An 18236-nucleotide genomic window follows, 5' to 3' on the forward strand; every position below is an offset into this window, starting at 1 on the left:
AGGTTGATATATCATAGCGAGCGCAGCCGCATATCCGATGTGAACCACTGTCGGTACGTCATCATGCTGAGCAGAATGCTGGTAATGGCGGCTGAGCTGGTAAAAGCAAACACGATCAGAATCTGGTAACGCACGGCCTCAACCGGATCAGCACCCGCAATAATCATGCCTGTCATCATGCCAGGAAGCTGTACGAGTCCTACCGTTTTCATGCCATCGATCGTGGGGATCATGCTGGATTTTACAGAACGTTTCAATACGTCCTGAAAAGCACGTCTTGGCGTTGCGCCAAGTGCAAGCAGGGACTCAATCTCTCCTTTGGAGGATTCGACCTCGCGTTTCATCTGATTCAGGAACAGCCCGGACACCACCATGGCATTACCGATGGTCATCCCGCTCAATGGAATAATGTATTGCGGAGTAGGCTCTACAATACCCAGACCTAACAACAGCCCCATCATGAGCAGCTCCGTGACCGTAATTGCAGCCGCAATATATAAGGAAATCCAGCGAAGTCCTTTGCCGCGTTTGCCAGCATTAATAGAGGCTACGATAATCATGAATCCGACAATGGCAATGATAAGAACGGGGTGATCCGAGTTAAAAATAAATTGAAGTACATATCCGACAAGCAACAGCTGTACAGCGGAACGAACGGTGCCTATAGCAATATCCTTTTCCAGATCAAGCTTCTGCCAGACAGAGATGAGCATGGTGACCATCACAAATATAATGGTAAAACTCAAAGCGATGAGTGACATGATTTCTCCTTATTCTGCCGCAGGGGCAGGGTGCATAATGAATTGTCTGGCCAGGTCCGTGGCCGGATTGTCAAAAAAATGAGCTGTCGGCTGGCGCTCCAACAATGTCTGATTGCCCATAAACCAGGTGGTTGTACTGAATGATTGTGCCTGTTCCTGATCATGGGTAACCCAGACGAGCGAAGTACCTTCCTGCTGGCTCCAGCGGGTCAATTGCTCCTCCACTAGGCGTGCGTTGGTCCGATCCAGGGAAGCAGTCACTTCATCCAGAAGCAGGACCTCAGGACGCAGCATCATGGAACGAATAAGAGCTATGCGCTGTTTCTCCCCACCGGAGAGGTCAATGGCCCGCTTATGAATATCAAGATTCTCCAGTCCCATCCCTGCAAGCAGGCGTCGGGCGAGATCCTGATCGTATGGCTGCCTGTGAAGTAGATGCACTGTTTTCAGGTTATCTTCCACACTGCCTGCCAGCATGACAGCTTGCTGTGCGACATAAGTCATTCGTGTGCGCCAGATACGAGGGTCCGAATCCCGATAAGAAATTCCTTTCCAGATCAGGTCTCCTTCATCAGGAATATCCAGCAGGGCGAGAATGCGGAGCAATGTGCTCTTCCCTTGGCCGGATGCACCGAGTATGGCAATACGTTCTCCCTGATCCACTTCTGCGTTCACATGTTCAAATAAAATACGCTGCTCGGTTAAACCGATACGTTTTACTAGTTTATCAATGGTTAAAAGTGTGGACAAAGTCGGGTCGTCCTTTCATCCGTGATCTGCAATCATCTTAGCAAAAATACGAAAAAATTGAAATGAGAGTGAATCTCAATTAGATCATTGAACTTAGAGCATGGAATGTAAGAGATGAAACGGGTCTGACGCAAGCGGTTCTTTTTGGTAAAATAAAGAAGACTCCGTGTTGGCCTAATCGAGATCGTGATCTTTTTAAAATATGTTGATATCAGGGGAGGCTTTACGATGACGAAAGTTGTTGGACGGGACAAGGTGAATTGGGGCATTATGGGTACGGGATGGATTGCATCCCAGTTCGCACGAGATCTGGAGCATGCCGGAAACGCCGTAAAAGCGGCGGTGGGTTCACGAACATCTGGAAGCGCAGAGAAATTTGCAGCTGAATATGGTTTTGCACGCGCTTACGGTTCATATGATGAGATGCTGCAGGACCCTGAAGTGGATATTATTTATGTGGCAACACCTCATCCGTTACATAAGGAAAATGTGCTTGCTTGTCTGGAAGCGGGCAAAGCAGTACTCTGTGAGAAACCGTTTACGATGAATGCCCGTCAGCTGGAGCAATTGGTGGAGAAGGCGCGTGAGCGCAATCTTTTTCTCATGGAAGGCATGTGGACACGCTTTCTGCCACCGATTACCCAAGCCAGAGCCTGGATTGCGGAAGGTAGAATCGGCGAGGTACGTTTGGTCAAAGCAGACTTTGGTTTCCGCGTAGGCTGGGAGCCGGAAGGCAGGTTGCTTAACCCGGATCTGGGTGGAGGTGCTTTGCTTGATGCAGGCGTATATCCGATCTCCTTCGCGTCCATGATTTTTGGCGAGCAGCCTCAGCATGTGTGGAGTACGGCGAACATTGGACAGACGGGTGTGGATGAACAGTTCTCCGTACTGTTGTCTTATTCGGAAGGTCGTTCTGCATCGCTGAACGGGGCCATTCGTCTTAACCTGAGTAACGAAGCAATCATATATGGTACGGAAGGGTACATTCGTTTACCACTTTTCCTGGCAGGCAAAGAAGCTTATCTGCATGTGAACGGTCAGGACGAGCCAGAGAAATTTACGGATGACCGGACGTGTATTGGATATGCGTTTGAAGCGGAGGAAGCAGGTCGCTGCATCCTGGAAGGACGTACGGAGAGCAGAACGATCCAACTGGACGAATCCCTGGAAATCATGAAGCTGATGGACACGATTCGTGGGCAGTGGGGCCTGCGGTACAAATCCGAGTAAATAGACAGGAGTGGAAAAGCGATGGTGAAAATTCTAATCTCCGGATTTGAACCTTTTGGCGGGGATGCTGTGAATCCGACGGGAGAACTGATGGAGGCACTTGCACATGAAGTGATAGATGGAGCGGAGCTGAAAACAGTGCTGCTGCCTGTGCATTTCGATGAATGTGCGGATCTGCTAATCGCAGAGATGGAATCCTATCAACCGGATGTTGTCATCGCCTGTGGTTTAGCCAAAGGCAGGACGGCCATTACACCTGAACGGATTGCTGTTAATGTCAAAGATATTCCTCCTGGCTCCTATGCGGACAACCAAGGGCAGAATCCCGTGGACGAGCTCATAGTGGAAGGAAGCCCAGATGGTCTGTTCTCTACATTGCCGATTCGTGTGATGGTGAATAACATGGGGGCGGCAGGCATCCCGGCTGCGGTGTCCAATACGGCAGGCACGTATATTTGCAACAATACGATGTACCGGGTGCTGGATCATATCCGATTGAAACAGCTTTCGATTCGTGCCGGATTTGTACATTTTCCGGCTTCAACGGAGATGGCTGTGCTTCAGCCTTCCGTGTCGTCGCTGCCCATTCCCATGATGACGGATGCTCTGCGGGTTATGATTCGCACGGTAGTGGCGGAGTAATTGAGTTTGGATCAACATTTTGTATAGGTTCGGTTTGTTGTTGGAATAGATTAAGAAGGGCTGTCCTATTGTCATGAATATGACTTTATAGGACAGCCCTTTGTATTATCTAACGAATTAGAGTCACTTTTAATAAGGTGTTAACGATTCGTTAGCACCTTGGACACGCAGGTCAATAGCATAGCACTGAGATCGTGCCCAACAGAAAATAGGAAAACGAAATTGGGTACAGCCTCCTATTTTGTATTGATACCGTGCGAATTAGATCCGCAACAAATCTAGATCGAACTCGGGAACAAGTCCTTCTTTCATCGCTCGTCCAAGCAATGCTGTAATTGCACCGTAACCGTCATCGCCCAGGTTGGCGCTGAACTCATTAACGTACAGGCCGATATGCTGCGCAGTTACATCAGGGTCCATCTCTTGTGCATGTTCCATAACGTATGCTTTGGACTCATCTGGATGCGCCCAAGCGTATTCCACCGAGGCACGTGCCCAACCTGCAAGAGCATGAGCATCCAGGTTACGACGGGCGATGATTGCACCCAGCGGGATTGGCAGGCCAGTGTCGCTTTCCCACCAGTTACCGAGATCTGTCATAAGTTTGAGATCATAATTCTGGTACGTGAAACGTGCTTCATGGATAACCAAACCTGCATCGATCTTGCCGTCCCGTACAGCAGGCATAATCTGGTCGAATGGCATAACGACAATCTCGCCTACACCGCTGGGAACATTTTGTGCTGCCCAGAGACGGAATAACAGGTAGGCTGTTGAACGTTCGCTCGGCACGGCAACTCGGCGTCCTGAGAGATAGGCTGGATCGGTTGTACCGTTAGCGGTCAGAACCAGTGGACCACATCCTCTGCCAAGTGCGCCGCCCGCAGGCAAGAGCGCATAATCATTCAGCACATAAGGCAGTGCTGCATAGGATATTTTCATAACTTCAGGTGTATCTGGTCCATCCGGATTTGCCGCAAGGCCGTTGGTAATATCAATGTCCGCATAACGGACATCAAGCTCAGGTGCACCTGGAATCAGTCCATGCACCCATGCGTGAAAGATAAATGTATCGTTAGGACAAGGGGAAAATGCAATTTTCATGATGTAAGTACCTCCCGTAAAATGGAACTTGCAGCCTGGAGCGCATCCAGGGCGTCCTTGATGCGCCAAGCGTCGCGGTCGCGTGGACCGACCGCGTTGGATATAGCCCGCAGTTCGAGTGCTGGCACGCCGAACTGCTGGGCTGCAGTTGCTACGCCGAAGCCTTCCATGCCTTCGGCGGCGGCATCCGGCACGCGACGCAGCAGCTCCGCGGCCGTCTCGGCAGTTCCGGTCGCCGTGGATACGGTGACCGCCGTGCCTCCGCTGACAGCGAGCCCTGCCCGCTGCAGCTCATGGCGCAGGCGCGCGGCAAGCACCGCGTCCGCCGCCACACGGGACGAGCCGAAACCGAGCTCGTCCACGCTGAGGAAGCCGTCTGGCGTCTGCGAGCCCAGATCGGCGGCAACCATGGCGTCGGCTACCACGAGGGAGCCGACGTCCGCTCGGCCGGGGAACCCGCCGCCGATGCCGGCACTGACCACCAGCGTGTACGCTGGGGTCAGTCCGGTCCCGGCAAGGGGCCCCGGCCTTGAGGATGCGGCAGATGCTTGTGCCGCATCGGGTTCGCTTGGCGCGGCGGAGCCTTGCGCCAGCGCATTTGCGCCAGCCGCTGCTGAGGCAAAGGCCAGCGCGGCAGCAGTTCCTGCTGCGGCCGAGGCAGGGCCAACACCAGCAGCAATCACATCAAAGTACGCAGCTTGGTCACCCAGGCCGCGTAGTACAGCCCCTTTTTCCGCATCAACGGCGGTTACGATTAATACACGCTTTGTCGATGCTGTGGATGTCGAATTTGTTTCAAAGCTACTTGACAAGCTTGCAGTTTCTGGGCGATTACGTTCTATAGAATCATTCTGTTTCTGTTCATTCATCCCGAATTCTCCCTCATGAGGTTTTTATAAAGCCATCTATAAAATATGTACGCATAGGCCAGACGGAGTGAAAACTGTACTGACAACGAGCGAAGCGAGCACGTGAACCAGTGAATGAGCACAACGTTCTTCTCCATCATAACGGAAGGGGAAAGATCAGAACAAGCTTTGAACGTATTTAGCGAGATAAGCGATTTAACGAACAGTAGCAACCCGCCCGAACCAACCAAACTGAACCCAAAATCACGCCTTTTAAATACGGGAGTGATCTATTTTATTTGCCTATATGTCACTTTAATCATATATATAAACCTAACGCGAATCATACGAGAAGTCAAAGTAAATGGTTGACAATCTGTATTAACTGTACTAATAATAGTAATACAGTTAATACACCTTAGGATTGGATATATACACTTCAAAATACAGTCATCGTTCATCAATAGGGTATTACAACTTTTATAGAGAGGAGGTGCGGGATGTTCGAATTGGATGTACGCAGCCGTAAGGCGATCTATGAGCAACTAGTAGACAAAATCAAAGAAATGATCGTGTACGGTGTTCTCCAACCCGATGAGCAGCTGCCTTCCGTTCGCACACTGTCCGGGCAACTCACGGTTAATCCGAATACGATTCAGAAGGCGTACCGGGAACTTGAACGTGAAGGTTATATCTATTCATTGCAGGGAAAAGGGAGCTTCGTATCATCGTCCGTGGAACATCCGAATGCAGCCATGAGAGATGAAATCAGAGCCGCTCTGGTGAAGCTGATTGCGGAAGCTTCATATTCCGGTCTAAGCAAAGCCGATATGACGCTTTTATTTGAGGAAGCGATGGCCCGTATAGAGAAGGGGGAGCCTCATGATTGAGCTGAATCAGGTCATTAAGGCATTTGAACAGGAAAAAGCCGTTGATGGCGTCACGATGCAAGTACATAAGGGGTCGATCTACGGTTTGCTCGGTTCCAACGGGGCAGGCAAAACATCGCTGCTCAAAATACTGGCAGGCATCTATCGTCAGGATAGCGGCACGGTTCACATTGATGGACAAGAAATATATGAAAATATGGACCTCAAGGGACGTACCATTTTTATGGCAGACGCGCCATACTTTTTCCCGCAATCGTCCATCCATCAGATGGCTGCCTTCTATCGTTCGGTATATCCGCGCTGGAATGAAGAGCGTTTTGTACAGCTCGGCAGTGTATTTAAACTGGATGTGAAACGTAAACTGCATCGCATGTCCAAAGGCATGCGCCGTCAGGCAGCCGTATGGCTTGGACTTAGCTGCATGCCTGAAGTGCTGCTCATGGATGAGCCAATTGATGGGCTTGATCCGGTCATGCGGCAGCAGATCAAGAACCTGCTGTTCCAGGAAGCAGCGGAGCGTCAGGTGACGATTCTGATCTCGTCTCACAATTTGCGCGAGATTGAAGACCTATGCGACCATGTTGCCATCATGCACAAAGGGCGGATTATCGTAGAGAAAGATCTGGATGATCTGAAGGCTGATACACATAAAATCCAGGTCGCTTTCCGCCATCCTGATCATGCCAAGGCTATGGACGAACAGGTGAATATTTTGCATGAAGAGCAGCGTGGAAGTGTATCCCTGTTTATTGTGAAAGGCAATCGCGAGGCTGTGACGGAACGGTTCCGTGCATTTGATCCCTATCTGCTGGATGTGCTGCCGCTGACGCTGGAAGAAATATTTATCTATGAAATGGAGGATGCAGGATATGATATTCAACCGATTGTTCTGTAACCGGGGCATCCTGTTCCAAAATTTCAGGCAGCATGGATGGATCGGCATCTTGTACCTGATCACGTTGTTGTTTTCGCTACCGCTCCATATCGGTACAGAGTATCGGGATTTACCACAGCAGATTACAAGTTTGTTTCAGGCGAATGGAGAAGTGCAAATTCTGTTTGCCATCACGTTCCCGGTAGCTGCGGGCATTTTTCTGTTCCGGTATGTGCAATCCGGTGCACCTTCAGATCTGTTCCACAGTTTGCCGCTGCGCCGAAAGCATCTGTTAACCGTTAATTTGTTGACAGGATTTATAATGATCCTGCTTCCGATCTGGATAACGACTGCCATTACAGGCTGGGTATGGGCAGCACTGGATCAGCCCGCATTTATATTCGAAGGTAGTTCAATCTGGATGTGGGGCCTCAGTATGAGCATCTACTCGTTGTTTATGTTCATGCTGACCGTGGTGGTTGGTATGTGCATTGGACAGTCCGTGTTGCAGGGACTCACCGTGTATGCGCTTCTATTGTTGCCTGTTGTTGTATGGTTCATTTTTTCCTTGCATCTCCAGCATTACCTGCTTGGATATCCGTACGATGAGGTTGGGCGAAATGCAGAAAAAATATCTTTAGTTCTTCGCATGGCTTCGATTAGTGGAACTCCTGTGATCGGTTGGGAACTCATTATTTATTCGATATTGACACTGTTATTCATCCCGTTGTCTTACGTATTCTATGCGAAGAGACAGGTGGAATCTGCTACCCAAGCGGTGACGTTTACGCTTGTTAAACCCATATTCCGATTTGGTTTAATGTTTACGCTGGTTTTAATTAGTGGAGCCTACTTCACCATTATTGCTCCAAGAGGATCATCGGGGTGGGGAATCTTCGGATATATCCTCGGTGGAGTTGTCGGTTATATTGTTGCCGAGATGATTATTCGCAAGACGTGGTTGATCTGGAGCAGCAAGCTGCTGCCCAAGATGGTTTTATATGGTATTGTTGCCGGATTGATTCTGTACGTGCCTGTTGCCAGTTGGAATGGATATGCTGCACGAGTGCCTGAGTTGAACAAGGTCAACAATATCAAGCTTGGTGGAGAGAGATACACTTATACTAACGGTGTTTCATCGAAGTTGGATGATGGCCCTTTCTATTCAAGTGATTCTGAATATATGAAAGCCGTTATTGCTCTTCATCAGAAGATCGTGGATTCTGATCTGTCTTTGCTGGATGATCCCATCAATCCTGGTATGCGTAATGACGAGTATGTGTTTATTAATTACAAGCTGGATAACGGCAAGGTGATGAAACGCAAATATTACATTCCCGAACCTGAATTTCGTCAGGAATTGATGGCGCTGAAGCAGTCTCAGGCTTACAAAAAATTTGCATTTGATACGTATAAGCTGGATGAGGACGCGCTAAGTATTGGCATTCGCTCAACGGTTAGTTCATACCGAAAAGTATATATTAGCAATCCGAATCAAGTTCGTGAATTCAAGGAATTGCTTAAACAGGACATTATGGACCAGACTTACGAGGAACAACGTTCTCCGTGGCAGTCTTTTGCATACGCTGAAATGAATCAGGATTCCTCATCGAATGACCCTTCTCAACCCAAGGAGATGTGGAACTTTGAGATCAAACCAAGCTATGACAGGGTACTGCACTGGCTCAAAGAGAACAAATTATACGAGCAACTGGAATTTCCAGTAGATGAGGTGGCTTCCGCACAATTTGTAAAGCAGGAGATTAACAGTCCCGGAAATCCTCAGATGGTGTACCCTCAGTCAGAATATGTGGACGGGAATTTAAGTGGCAACAAACAGATCGCTACCAAAAATAAAAAAATTATCAGCGAATTGCTTCAACGTCAAAGGTCCGGTTATCAAACAGAGAGAGATACGCTCTATCAGATCAAATTGAATGTCACCCGCGGGGAGAACATCTATATGATACTGACGGAAGAGGACCTGACGGAAGAAATGAAAGCCATCCTGGCCGGACAGTAAGTTAATCTGCAAGCGGGAAGGGTTCTCCCGGTAAATATGCTGATTTCTCGATCTGACTTGACCAGAATACAAGTATGGAATATATTAGAAAAAGGTAATGATTCGATTCGAGATGATGACCATTTCGGCGAATCCCATATGGAACGGCTTATGAGGGAAGCACCCGTAAGAGCAGGCAATACGCCTGACTTGCGGGTGCTTTTTTTGTTTTTTTGCCAGTTTGTATATCAGGGATCGTAATCGAGTCACCGCACAGATACTCCAGCAGGTTCTAACTATCAATTCATATTGAGGGGAGAAGAAGAGAATGCAAACTGGAATTTTGGAGGAAAATGCAAGTCATCAGGTGGGTCTTTGTTCATGTTCAGTGCAAGCCAGGGAAAGCCGCATAATTGAGGGAAATGGTGACAAGCAAAAGACTATGAGTCAATCCTCTATGAGGAGCATGAAGAATCCCAGTTTCATGAGCAACATGAGCAACCGATACGGGGCACGCCCTAACCTTTGTGCTAACGTATGGACGCGTATGAGTCTGGGACTCATCATCATCTTCAGTATCAGTGTGATTTACTATTCCTCCGCTGCTGAAGCGGCGGGTCCTGAGCTTGGCGTAACAGCCCAGAAGGCGTGGGAGACCGTGCTGAGCAAGGCAGATTCGCAGACCAAGTTGTCCCTGCAACGAGCGTACGAGAACGTTGGCAACTGGACGACGCAGGAACAAGCTTGGGAACAAAAGACAAAAACCATTCATGCCGCCAATACCAAGGAGCTGGAACAATTACGTGTGAGTATAAGGCAAATCGATGATGCAAAGATCGCTGGTTTAATCGAAAAGGTAAAACAAACCGAGGCACGGTATGAGTCTTTGTTTGCCTTGTACAGTTCAGTGAATAGGCAGCTCGATGCTGCAAAAGCGATCAAAAACAAGGAATGGAGTGCGGCTATTCGCACTCAAGCCGATACGTTGAAACCAGTTGTTCAGCTTGCCCGACAAGACATTCGTTTCAAGAAAAAGGAGCTTGCCGAAGCCCGCAAACGAAAGAGCACAGAAGTGAAACGGTTGCGTACTTTACTGGCTGGAGCTGATCCCGTGAAGAAGCAGATTCAAACGGGCAAAAAACAGGCGAGCCTATCGAAAGAGCGATATTCAAACGCGTTGCAGCAATTCAAACAGAGTGCAAAACTAGGCCAGTCATCACGCGTATTAAGCTCGTTGAACTCCTTATCCGCAGCAGTGGAGAAATGGGCAGGCTCCAAACAACATATCTATACACTGGAACAGAAGGTAAGTGCTACCTATGCCAAAGTCAGACAGGAACTGACCAAGAGACCTAAATAAAAGCGAGCTACATTATCCTTTTTGCCACTACCGAGAAACAACAGTATAGTCGATGAGAAGACAGGACTGTGGTACACTCGAAGCAAACGAGGCGGCAGGAGGATATGAATGGCAGACAAAGAAGATTTGACCCGGTTCGGTGTGGCATTTCCCACGCCTCTGATCGAACAGTTTGACAGCTATATTGAAGAGCAGGGATACAAGAACCGTTCGGAAGCTTTTCGTGATTTGGTCCGTAAAACATTGCTGGAGCCCTCTGCATTGCATTCCGAGCAGGATGTAGCTGGAACTATTGTGATGGTGTATGACCACCATATCAGTGATCTTCCTATTCGGTTAATGGAGCTGCAGCACGAGGCACACCATGACATCATCTCCAATATGCATGTGCACCTGAACCATAATCAGTGTCTGGAGGTCATTGCGGTACGGGGCAACCTAGGACGATTGCGTCATCTGCATCAGCAGATCCAGGTTCAAAAAGGAGTACTGTATGCAGAGCTGTCCGTAACGTATGTGGATGAACTCAACAAAATGGCAAGCCACCACAGTCCTCACAATCATGATCACAGCCAAAATTAATAATCATCACCATCATCCTGATTCCTCAACGGATTAACTTTTAAAAATTCAATAACCGATTCATTGGCTTTAGCCGACTTTGTCCATAGCACGTATATAGAACAACAGAGTATTGGTCCATTACCGATAATCTGTTGTTCTTTTTGTTTTGTTATAATACCTAACTCGAAACACTGTACCATCTACGGAACCCTCTGTTAATCTCGTTTAAATTCCCTGTAAATGAAAATAAATGGATTTTGAAGTTAAGTTTGTTGACACAATAAATCTATTTTGTGCTACAATTTTCAAAAAAAGTAACACGGAATTGGATTGAATCGTAAAAATTAGAGGGGGGAACAACGTAAATGCGTGGATTTTCATGGGGGAAACGATCAGTTAGAGCGGGAGTAGGCATTTTACTGATATGCACAGTTGGGCTGTCGGGATGTACACAGGGGACATCCTCAACAGAGAGCGTCCATCAGGCGGCGACTTCTCTTCCCAAAGAAGAATTAGTGCTGGCCGTTGGCACGGAACCGGAAGGTGGATTTGATCCCACTACAGGTTGGGGACAGTACGGTTCGCCGCTCTTTCAGAGCACCTTGCTGAAAAGGGATGCCAAGCTCCAACTGGTCAATGATCTGGCGACAGATCATTCCGTCAGTAAAGATGGGCTGACTTGGACCGTCACACTGCGGGATCATGTAAAGTTCTCCGATGGTGAGCCACTGACGGCCGAAGATGTCAGGTTTACATTTGAAACGGCTGCCAAGAGTGGTTCGGTCATCGATCTGACCAATATGGCTAATGTGGAAGCACCGGATGCGACAACTGTCGTCTTTACATTAAAGTCGCCGCAGTCCACGTTTATCAGTCTTCTGACTACACTCGGTATTGTGCCTGAGCACGCCTATGGTCCTGATTATGCCGAGCATCCGGTTGGGTCTGGTCCATACAAGCTGGTGCAGTGGGATAAGGGTCAGCAGGCGATCGTCGAGGCTAACGAACAATATTACGGGAAAAAGTCTACATTCCATAAACTGACGTTCCTCTATCTGGATGAAGATGCGGCATTTGCGGCGGCGCAAGCCGGAACAGTCGATATCGCAGCTATCCCTGCGGCATTCAGCAAGCAGCAGGTGAACGGAATGAAGCTGGAATCAGTGAAAACAGTCGATAACCGAGGCATCATGTTCCCGATGCAACCCGCAGGCGCGAAGTCTGGTGACGGCCTGCCCGCAGGCAATGATGTTACATCCGACATCTCCATTCGTAAAGCGGTAAATCTCGCAATTGATCGCACTGCATTGGTGGAGGGTGTACTGGAGGGGCAAGGTCGTCCAGCTTACTCGGTCAGCGACGACCTGCCGTGGAGCAATCCGGATTCTGTATTTGCAGATGCGAATCCCGATGAAGCGAAGCAGATTCTGGCTGATGGCGGCTGGGCGGATACAGATGGTGATGGAATTGTGGAAAAGAACGGCACAAAGGCCGAGTTTAATCTGATTTATTTTGCAGGGGATCTAACGAGACAATCTTTAGCGCTGGCTGCTGCGGATATGGTGGCCCAGGCAGGGATCAAGGTCAATGTAGAGGGAAAGAGCAGGGAAGAGACGAAAAAGCTGGCTTATACTAATGCCGTATTATTTGGGTGGGGCAGTCATGATCCGCTTGAGACATACAACCTCTACAGTAGTACCCATAAAGGCGAAGGTTACTACAACACTGGATTGTACAGTAACCCAATTGTGGACAACTGGATGCAACAAGCTCTCCAAGCGACAACGGAAGAAGAAGCACTGCCCTTCTGGCAGAAAGCGGAGTGGGATGGATCGACAGGATTTAGTTACCAAGGGGATGCGCCATGGGCATGGCTGGTGAACATTGATCATCTGTATCTGGTGAAGAATGGTCTAAATATTGGTGAACAGCAGATCCATCCACATGGTCATGGGTGGCCGGTGACATTCAACCTGGAAGAATGGTCCTGGGATGAAGATTCGAAATAGAAACGCTGTGTTAGCTTTAGCCTGATTTGGGGAGAGATTGGATGGAGGACAGGATGGGATGGGCCAAATTTGTCGGATTTAAAATGCTGCGGCTGTTATCTTTGCTGGCAGGAGTCAGCGTGGTGTCTTTTATATTAATGCAGTTCTCTCCAGTGGACCCGGTGGAGGCTTACATTGGTGGAGATATGATCAGGGTGAGCGCAGAGCAGCGCAGTCTTATTGAAGAACGTTGGGGGCTCAATGATTCACCCGTAGAACGCCTGTTTACTTGGGGACAGGCACTAGTTCAGGGTGATCTGGGAACATCGATGATCTATAGGCAGCCGGTTGCGGACATCATCCAGGAACGATTCATGAATTCTGTCGCTCTTATGGCGGTGGCATGGGTGTTATCCGGTCTGATTGGATTCGGTCTGGGCGTCGTTGCTGCCATGAAAAGGGATTCACGGCTGGATCGTCTGATCTGTTGGTACTGTTACACACTGGCTTCCACGCCGGTATTCTGGATCGCGCTGTTATTACTCATGGTATTCGGTGTATGGCTTGGCTGGCTGCCAATCGGACTTGGTGTACCTGCGGGCATGGCAGCAGATCAAGTGACATGGGGAGATCGGGCCATGCACATGATTCTGCCTGCGCTGACGTTGAGTCTGACGGGCGTAGCTGCTATTGCCTTACACACCCGGCAGAAGCTCGTGGATGTGCTGGACTCGGATTATATTCTTTTTGCGAGGGCACGAGGTGAGCGAGGTGTTCAACTGTTTCGTCGTCATGGGTTCAGACATGTGGTACTGCCAGCTTTGACGCTGCAATTTGCTTCATTTAGTGAATTGTTCGGTGGAGCTGTGCTCGCAGAGCAAGTATTTTCCTATCCCGGATTGGGTCAAGCAACGGTCCAGGCGGGATTGCGCGGTGATGTGCCGCTGCTGCTTGGACTTGTGTTGTGCAGTGCGATCTTTGTGTTTACAGGCAATATGATTGCCGACATTCTATACCGTATTATTGATCCGCGCATGAAGGAGGAGGCTATAGGATGAAACAGACATTGGAACGTCCCTCCCGGCCTGCGGCTCAGACTGCACAGCATCCGAAAGTTAACTCTCCCGAAAGTGAGGCGGGGAACAAGAGAAATTGGAGGTCAGTACATCCACGTACTCATGGTGGGAAAGGTTATTCAGGTGGCAGTAATCCTCGTTTCCGTAATCCGCGCAAATGGGCGATGATCTGGGGTGGCCTAGGTGTGATTTGGATTGCCATCGTGTGGCTGACAGGCAGACTGCTGCCTGCAGAATCGACGCTGACCTCCTTGATGGATCGGAATCTGGCTCCGGCCTGGGCACATCCTTTCGGTACAGATTGGCTGGGACGAGATATGTTCTTGCGCACATTGAAAGGATTGGCAACGAGCATTCAGGTGGGGTTACTCGCGGCTTGTGGCGGCGGACTTATCGCACTTTTGCTGGGTCTTGCTGCTGCTTCAGGGAAAGCTGCGGACCGGGTCATTTCATGGGTCATTGACCTCTTTCTGAGTGTTCCCCACCTGGTATCGCTGGTGATGCTAGCATTTGTGTTCGGTGGAGGGTTGCCTGGGGTGACGTTAGCCATTGCCCTGACTCATTGGCCGAATCTGGCCCGGATTGTAAGGGCAGAGATGATTCAGCTGAGATCAGCAGAGTATATTCATATCTCACGCAGATTGGGTCATTCGCGAATTCGTATTGCGGTGCAACACATGCTGCCTCATCTGATCCCGCAGCTATTCGTGGGAGTGCTGCTGATCTTCCCTCATGCCATTCTGCATGAGGCAGCGATTACGTTTCTGGGGCTGGGGCTGTCACCGCAGCAGCCAGCGATCGGTATTATTTTATCAGAGTCGATGAGATATTTGTCCGCAGGGATGTGGTGGTTGGCCTTTTTCCCAGGTCTCGCATTGTTGTTGGTTGTTCGTGCGTTTGATGTGTTGGGCGGTAGTCTGAAGACATTAACGGGAACCGGCAGTTCAAGGGAGGTGGTGTAGACATGGCGCTTCTTGAAGTGGAGGACGTATCGGTTTCGTTCCGGCGTGCTCGGGGATGGTTTGGGCACGAGGAGACCCAAGTTATTCAGGATCTGAATCTGTCTGTCAATGAAGGGGAGATTGTCGCTGTCGTAGGGGCAAGTGGATCAGGCAAAAGTGTGTTGGCGCAGGCAATCATGGGCATTCTTCCTGCCAATGCGACGATAGAAGGCCGGATTAGCTATGCAGGCGAACCCTTGACCATGGACCGGAAGCTTCATCTGCGTGGAGATAAAATGGTGTACATTCCGCAATCGGTCAGTTATTTGGATCCGTTGTTGAAGGTGGGCAGGCAGGTTCAACCTGTAAGCCAAAAGACAGGGCGTAAGCACCGATCGACGCTCCGATCCACGATGCAAAAGGCAGAGCAGGAACTGACGGGACGTTATGGATTGCCTCAGGGCACGTCGGGCAAATATCCGTTTGAGCTGTCAGGTGGTATGGCTCGGCGGGTGTTGATGGCAACGGCCACCTCCGGTGCTCCAAAACTCATTATTGCAGATGAGCCAACACCTGGCATCCATCCCGAAGTGCTGGCTGAAACGATGAAGCATTTTCGTCAACTGGCCAATGAAGGCGTCGGCATCCTTTGGATTACCCATGATATTACGACTGCTTTGACGGCAGCAGACCGCATATCCGTATTTTACGCAGGCTCCAATGTGGAGACGGCACAGGTTTGTGACTTTACGGGAAAGGGCGAAAGATTAAGACATCCATACACGAAGGCGCTCTGGAATGCGTTGCCGCAAAATGAATTTCAACCTCTGTCTGGTACCCAGCCTGCAGCAGGTCGGCAGCAGATAGAAGGATGCTCATTTGCACCACGCTGCATTGGAGCGACCATGGCTTGCACGAACGAACGTCCTGAGCTGCGCAAGGTCCGAGGCGGGGAAGTGAGGTGCATCCATGCCACTTGAGGTTAGTGATGCAGGGTATCGTTATGGCAAAGGCGCTTGGTTATTTCAGAATATAAGTATGGAAGTACAGCAGGGGGAAGTCGTTGGCTTGTGGGGTCCCAGTGGCTGTGGCAAAACAAGTCTTGGGCGTATCCTTGCAGGGTATGTGGAAGCGTTGGCAGGTCAAGTGCTGCTGGATGGGAAGCCGCTTCCCAAAGCCGGAGCCTGTCCGGTACAGCTTGTATTCCAGCATCCGGAGAAAGCGGTGAATCCACGCTGGCGGATGCGCCGTGTCTTGAAGGAAGCTATGATCGAGGATCAGGAGCTTCTCAGTGACTTGGGTATCCAGATGAATTGGCTGGATCGCAGGCCCGGTGAGTTGTCAGGCGGAGAATTGCAACGATTCTGCGTTGCACGTGCACTCGGCACAGCAACTCGTTACGTGATCGCTGATGAGATGACCACCATGCTGGATGCGATCACACAGGCGCAGATCTGGCATACCGTGATGAATATCGCGCGTCAGCGTAACCTGGGACTGTTGATCATCAGCCATGATCGGGAGTTACTGGACAGGTTATGTGATCGGATTGTGCAGATGCCAACTTCATAACTTACGGGGTATAAACCGTTTTCCAATATAAAAGGGGTGTCCGAGTAGTCCATCATGAACATGAATCATGGATTTGACTACAGGGACAGCCCCTTTTGCAATTTTACCGAACTCAGCGCTTTAATGAAACGAGCGCGAGTTATTAGACGAAATTCTAGTTTCGTTGTTGGAACGAATCGTAGACTCCTTATGCCCGATTCGTTAGCGTCTTTAATTTACTTTAAACGTAATTCAACTTATCGTCCGACAGCCTGCTCACCAGCAAAGACAATCTGCGCATGGCTTCTTCCACTGTTGAACGTGGGCAGGCCACATTCATGCGCATGAATCCTGTACCTTCCGCTCCGAAGATACTTCCATCATTGAAGGCGAGTCCTGCTTCCTTGAGCAGCATCGTACACAGTTGCGCATGCGGAATATTCAACTTTCGGAAATCCATCCACAGCAGGTAAGTCGCTTCTGGAAGCCGGATTCCGATTTGCGGCATATGTTCCGTGACATACTCCTGCACGTATTCCATATTTCCGCGGATATAGGCAAGACAGTCATCCAGCCATTCTTCAGCACCGTTGTAGGCCGCTTCTGCTGCCACTGCTCCCAACGTGCTGATGTTGGCAAGTCCCATCGTTTTCACACCTTGCATGAATGATTCCCGTAGCTTGGCATTTGGAATGATGATATTGGAGGTGCAGAGACCTGGAATGTTGAACGTTTTGCTTGGTGCTGTACAGATGATGCTGAGATCAGCGACAGCATCAGAAATAAGGGCCATTGGTGTATGCGCACCGCGTTGGTGGACCAGATCGGCATGAATCTCATCCGAGACGATGAGTACATTATATTGCACGCATAGTGCAGCAAGGCTTTGAAGTTCTTCACGAGTCCATACCCGTCCAACCGGGTTGTGAGGACTGCACAGAATTAACATTTTGACGCCACCCGTCTTCAGGCAGGATTCCAGATGCTCCAGATCCATGGAGTAATGTCCATCGTTCTCCACCAATGGATTGGTCATCAGTTCTCTGCCTTGACCACGTACCACATCATAGAAGGGTGCATATACCGGAGTCTGAATTACTACTGCATCTCCCGGTTTGGTGAACCGTTGTACAGCAATGCTGAGTGCAGGCACAATACCTGGGGTGAATACGATCCATTCATCATTAATGCTCCAGTTGTGACGTCGCTCCATCCATCCCGATAGCGCTGCATGATACGCATCTGTTCGCACCGTATAGCCAAAAATCCCATGTTCCATTCGAGTCTTCAACGCCTGAATGACCGATGGTGGAGCGGCGAAATCCATATCAGCAACCCACATGGGGAGTGCATCCGCAACGCCAAAGATCTCCTCAAGCGCATCCCATTTCTCTGATCCCGTGGAGAGCCGACTAATCGGCTCGTCAAATGTATGATTATTGTTCTTGCTCATTGCTTAAATCCCCCTTGAAATCCGTTCCTTCGACTACAATCGACAGATTATTATCTAATAAATTTGGTGATTTCGCAACTTGTAACAGCGGATGGATTCCATTTTGTATGGGGCTGTATCCAGGATTTTATTCATGTAATAACAATGATTCGAGGTTGTGCACGGATAGTAACGCAATAACCTTCCCATTTCCATATGTCCA

General features: G+C 49.3%; 17 protein-coding genes. 12 read left to right on the forward strand and 5 right to left on the reverse strand.

The window, feature by feature from the left end:
- Nucleotides 1–11: 11 nt before the first annotated feature.
- Together fetB and CRO25_RS11790 are read right to left on the reverse strand one after the other, a co-directional pair.
- A complete protein-coding gene (fetB, locus tag CRO25_RS11785) occupies nt 12–761 on the reverse strand; it encodes an iron export ABC transporter permease subunit FetB (RefSeq protein WP_064640349.1) in 750 nt (249 codons plus the stop codon).
- Nucleotides 762–770: 9 nt separating this feature from the next.
- On the reverse strand, nt 771–1511 hold the full coding sequence (locus CRO25_RS11790) for an ATP-binding cassette domain-containing protein (protein WP_079695103.1): 741 nt from the start codon (nt 1509–1511) through the stop codon (nt 771–773).
- Between the two features lie 228 nt (nt 1512–1739).
- Here CRO25_RS11790 and CRO25_RS11795 point away from each other — a divergent pair, with 228 nt between their 5' ends.
- Both CRO25_RS11795 and CRO25_RS11800 read left to right on the forward strand, forming a co-directional pair.
- Nucleotides 1740–2741 (forward strand): Gfo/Idh/MocA family protein, encoded by a 1002-nt coding sequence (locus CRO25_RS11795; RefSeq protein ID WP_079695104.1) that lies wholly within the window; start codon nt 1740–1742, stop codon nt 2739–2741.
- 21 nt (nt 2742–2762) lie between these two features.
- The gene (locus tag CRO25_RS11800; RefSeq protein WP_179132152.1) at nt 2763–3383 is read left to right on the forward strand and encodes a pyroglutamyl-peptidase I; all 621 of its coding nucleotides are present in this window, start codon (nt 2763–2765) and stop codon (nt 3381–3383) included.
- Nucleotides 3384–3644: 261 nt separating this feature from the next.
- Here the strand turns inward: CRO25_RS11800 and CRO25_RS11805 are convergent, their stop codons facing one another.
- Nucleotides 3645–4487, reverse strand: coding sequence for a 1,4-dihydroxy-6-naphthoate synthase (locus tag CRO25_RS11805; protein WP_079695105.1), 843 nt, complete (start codon nt 4485–4487; stop codon nt 3645–3647).
- The gene (locus CRO25_RS11810) at nt 4484–5356 is read right to left on the reverse strand and encodes a futalosine hydrolase (protein WP_179132153.1); all 873 of its coding nucleotides are present in this window, start codon (nt 5354–5356) and stop codon (nt 4484–4486) included. Before CRO25_RS11810 ends, CRO25_RS11805 begins: the two co-directional genes overlap by 4 nt.
- A 479-nt stretch (nt 5357–5835) precedes the next feature.
- Here CRO25_RS11810 and CRO25_RS11815 point away from each other — a divergent pair, with 479 nt between their 5' ends.
- The 10 genes from CRO25_RS11815 (at nt 5836) to CRO25_RS11865 (ending at nt 16602) form a co-directional block, all read left to right on the forward strand.
- Nucleotides 5836–6225 carry a GntR family transcriptional regulator gene (locus CRO25_RS11815; protein ID WP_053783970.1) on the forward strand — a complete coding sequence of 130 codons (390 nt, stop codon included), beginning with the start codon at nt 5836–5838 and terminating at the stop codon, nt 6223–6225.
- Nucleotides 6218–7120: an ABC transporter ATP-binding protein gene (locus CRO25_RS11820; protein WP_079695106.1), complete on the forward strand. Its 903-nt coding sequence runs from the start codon at nt 6218–6220 to the stop codon at nt 7118–7120. The genes CRO25_RS11815 and CRO25_RS11820 overlap by 8 nt, the downstream gene beginning before the upstream one ends.
- The gene (locus CRO25_RS11825) at nt 7095–9122 is read left to right on the forward strand and encodes a hypothetical protein (RefSeq protein ID WP_079695107.1); all 2028 of its coding nucleotides are present in this window, start codon (nt 7095–7097) and stop codon (nt 9120–9122) included. The genes CRO25_RS11820 and CRO25_RS11825 overlap by 26 nt, the downstream gene beginning before the upstream one ends.
- A gap of 472 nt (nt 9123–9594) precedes the next feature.
- Entirely contained in the window at nt 9595–10461 is an 867-nt protein-coding gene (locus tag CRO25_RS11830) for a hypothetical protein (protein ID WP_143813186.1), read from the forward strand.
- A 108-nt stretch (nt 10462–10569) separates the two neighbouring features.
- On the forward strand, nt 10570–11043 hold the full coding sequence (gene nikR, locus CRO25_RS11835) for a nickel-responsive transcriptional regulator NikR (protein ID WP_079695109.1): 474 nt from the start codon (nt 10570–10572) through the stop codon (nt 11041–11043).
- Between the two features lie 347 nt (nt 11044–11390).
- Entirely contained in the window at nt 11391–13034 is a 1644-nt protein-coding gene (locus CRO25_RS11845; protein WP_079695111.1) for an ABC transporter substrate-binding protein, read from the forward strand.
- Nucleotides 13035–13075: 41 nt separating this feature from the next.
- Entirely contained in the window at nt 13076–14071 is a 996-nt protein-coding gene (locus tag CRO25_RS11850) for an ABC transporter permease (protein WP_079695112.1), read from the forward strand.
- On the forward strand, nt 14068–15051 hold the full coding sequence (locus CRO25_RS11855; RefSeq protein WP_079695113.1) for an ABC transporter permease: 984 nt from the start codon (nt 14068–14070) through the stop codon (nt 15049–15051). The genes CRO25_RS11850 and CRO25_RS11855 overlap by 4 nt, the downstream gene beginning before the upstream one ends.
- 2 nt (nt 15052–15053) lie before the next feature.
- Nucleotides 15054–16010 (forward strand): ABC transporter ATP-binding protein, encoded by a 957-nt coding sequence (locus CRO25_RS11860; RefSeq protein ID WP_079695114.1) that lies wholly within the window; start codon nt 15054–15056, stop codon nt 16008–16010.
- Nucleotides 16000–16602 carry an ABC transporter ATP-binding protein gene (locus CRO25_RS11865; RefSeq protein ID WP_079695115.1) on the forward strand — a complete coding sequence of 201 codons (603 nt, stop codon included), beginning with the start codon at nt 16000–16002 and terminating at the stop codon, nt 16600–16602. Before CRO25_RS11860 ends, CRO25_RS11865 begins: the two co-directional genes overlap by 11 nt.
- A gap of 220 nt (nt 16603–16822) precedes the next feature.
- On the opposite strand, the gene CRO25_RS11870 is transcribed toward CRO25_RS11865, so the two are convergent.
- Nucleotides 16823–18034, reverse strand: coding sequence for a MalY/PatB family protein (locus tag CRO25_RS11870; RefSeq protein WP_079695116.1), 1212 nt, complete (start codon nt 18032–18034; stop codon nt 16823–16825).
- Between the last annotated feature and the right edge of the window lie 202 nt (nt 18035–18236).

Source organism: Paenibacillus sp. RU5M, from assembly GCF_900221055.1.
Classification (GTDB): Bacteria; Bacillota; Bacilli; order Paenibacillales; family Paenibacillaceae; genus Paenibacillus; species Paenibacillus marchantiae.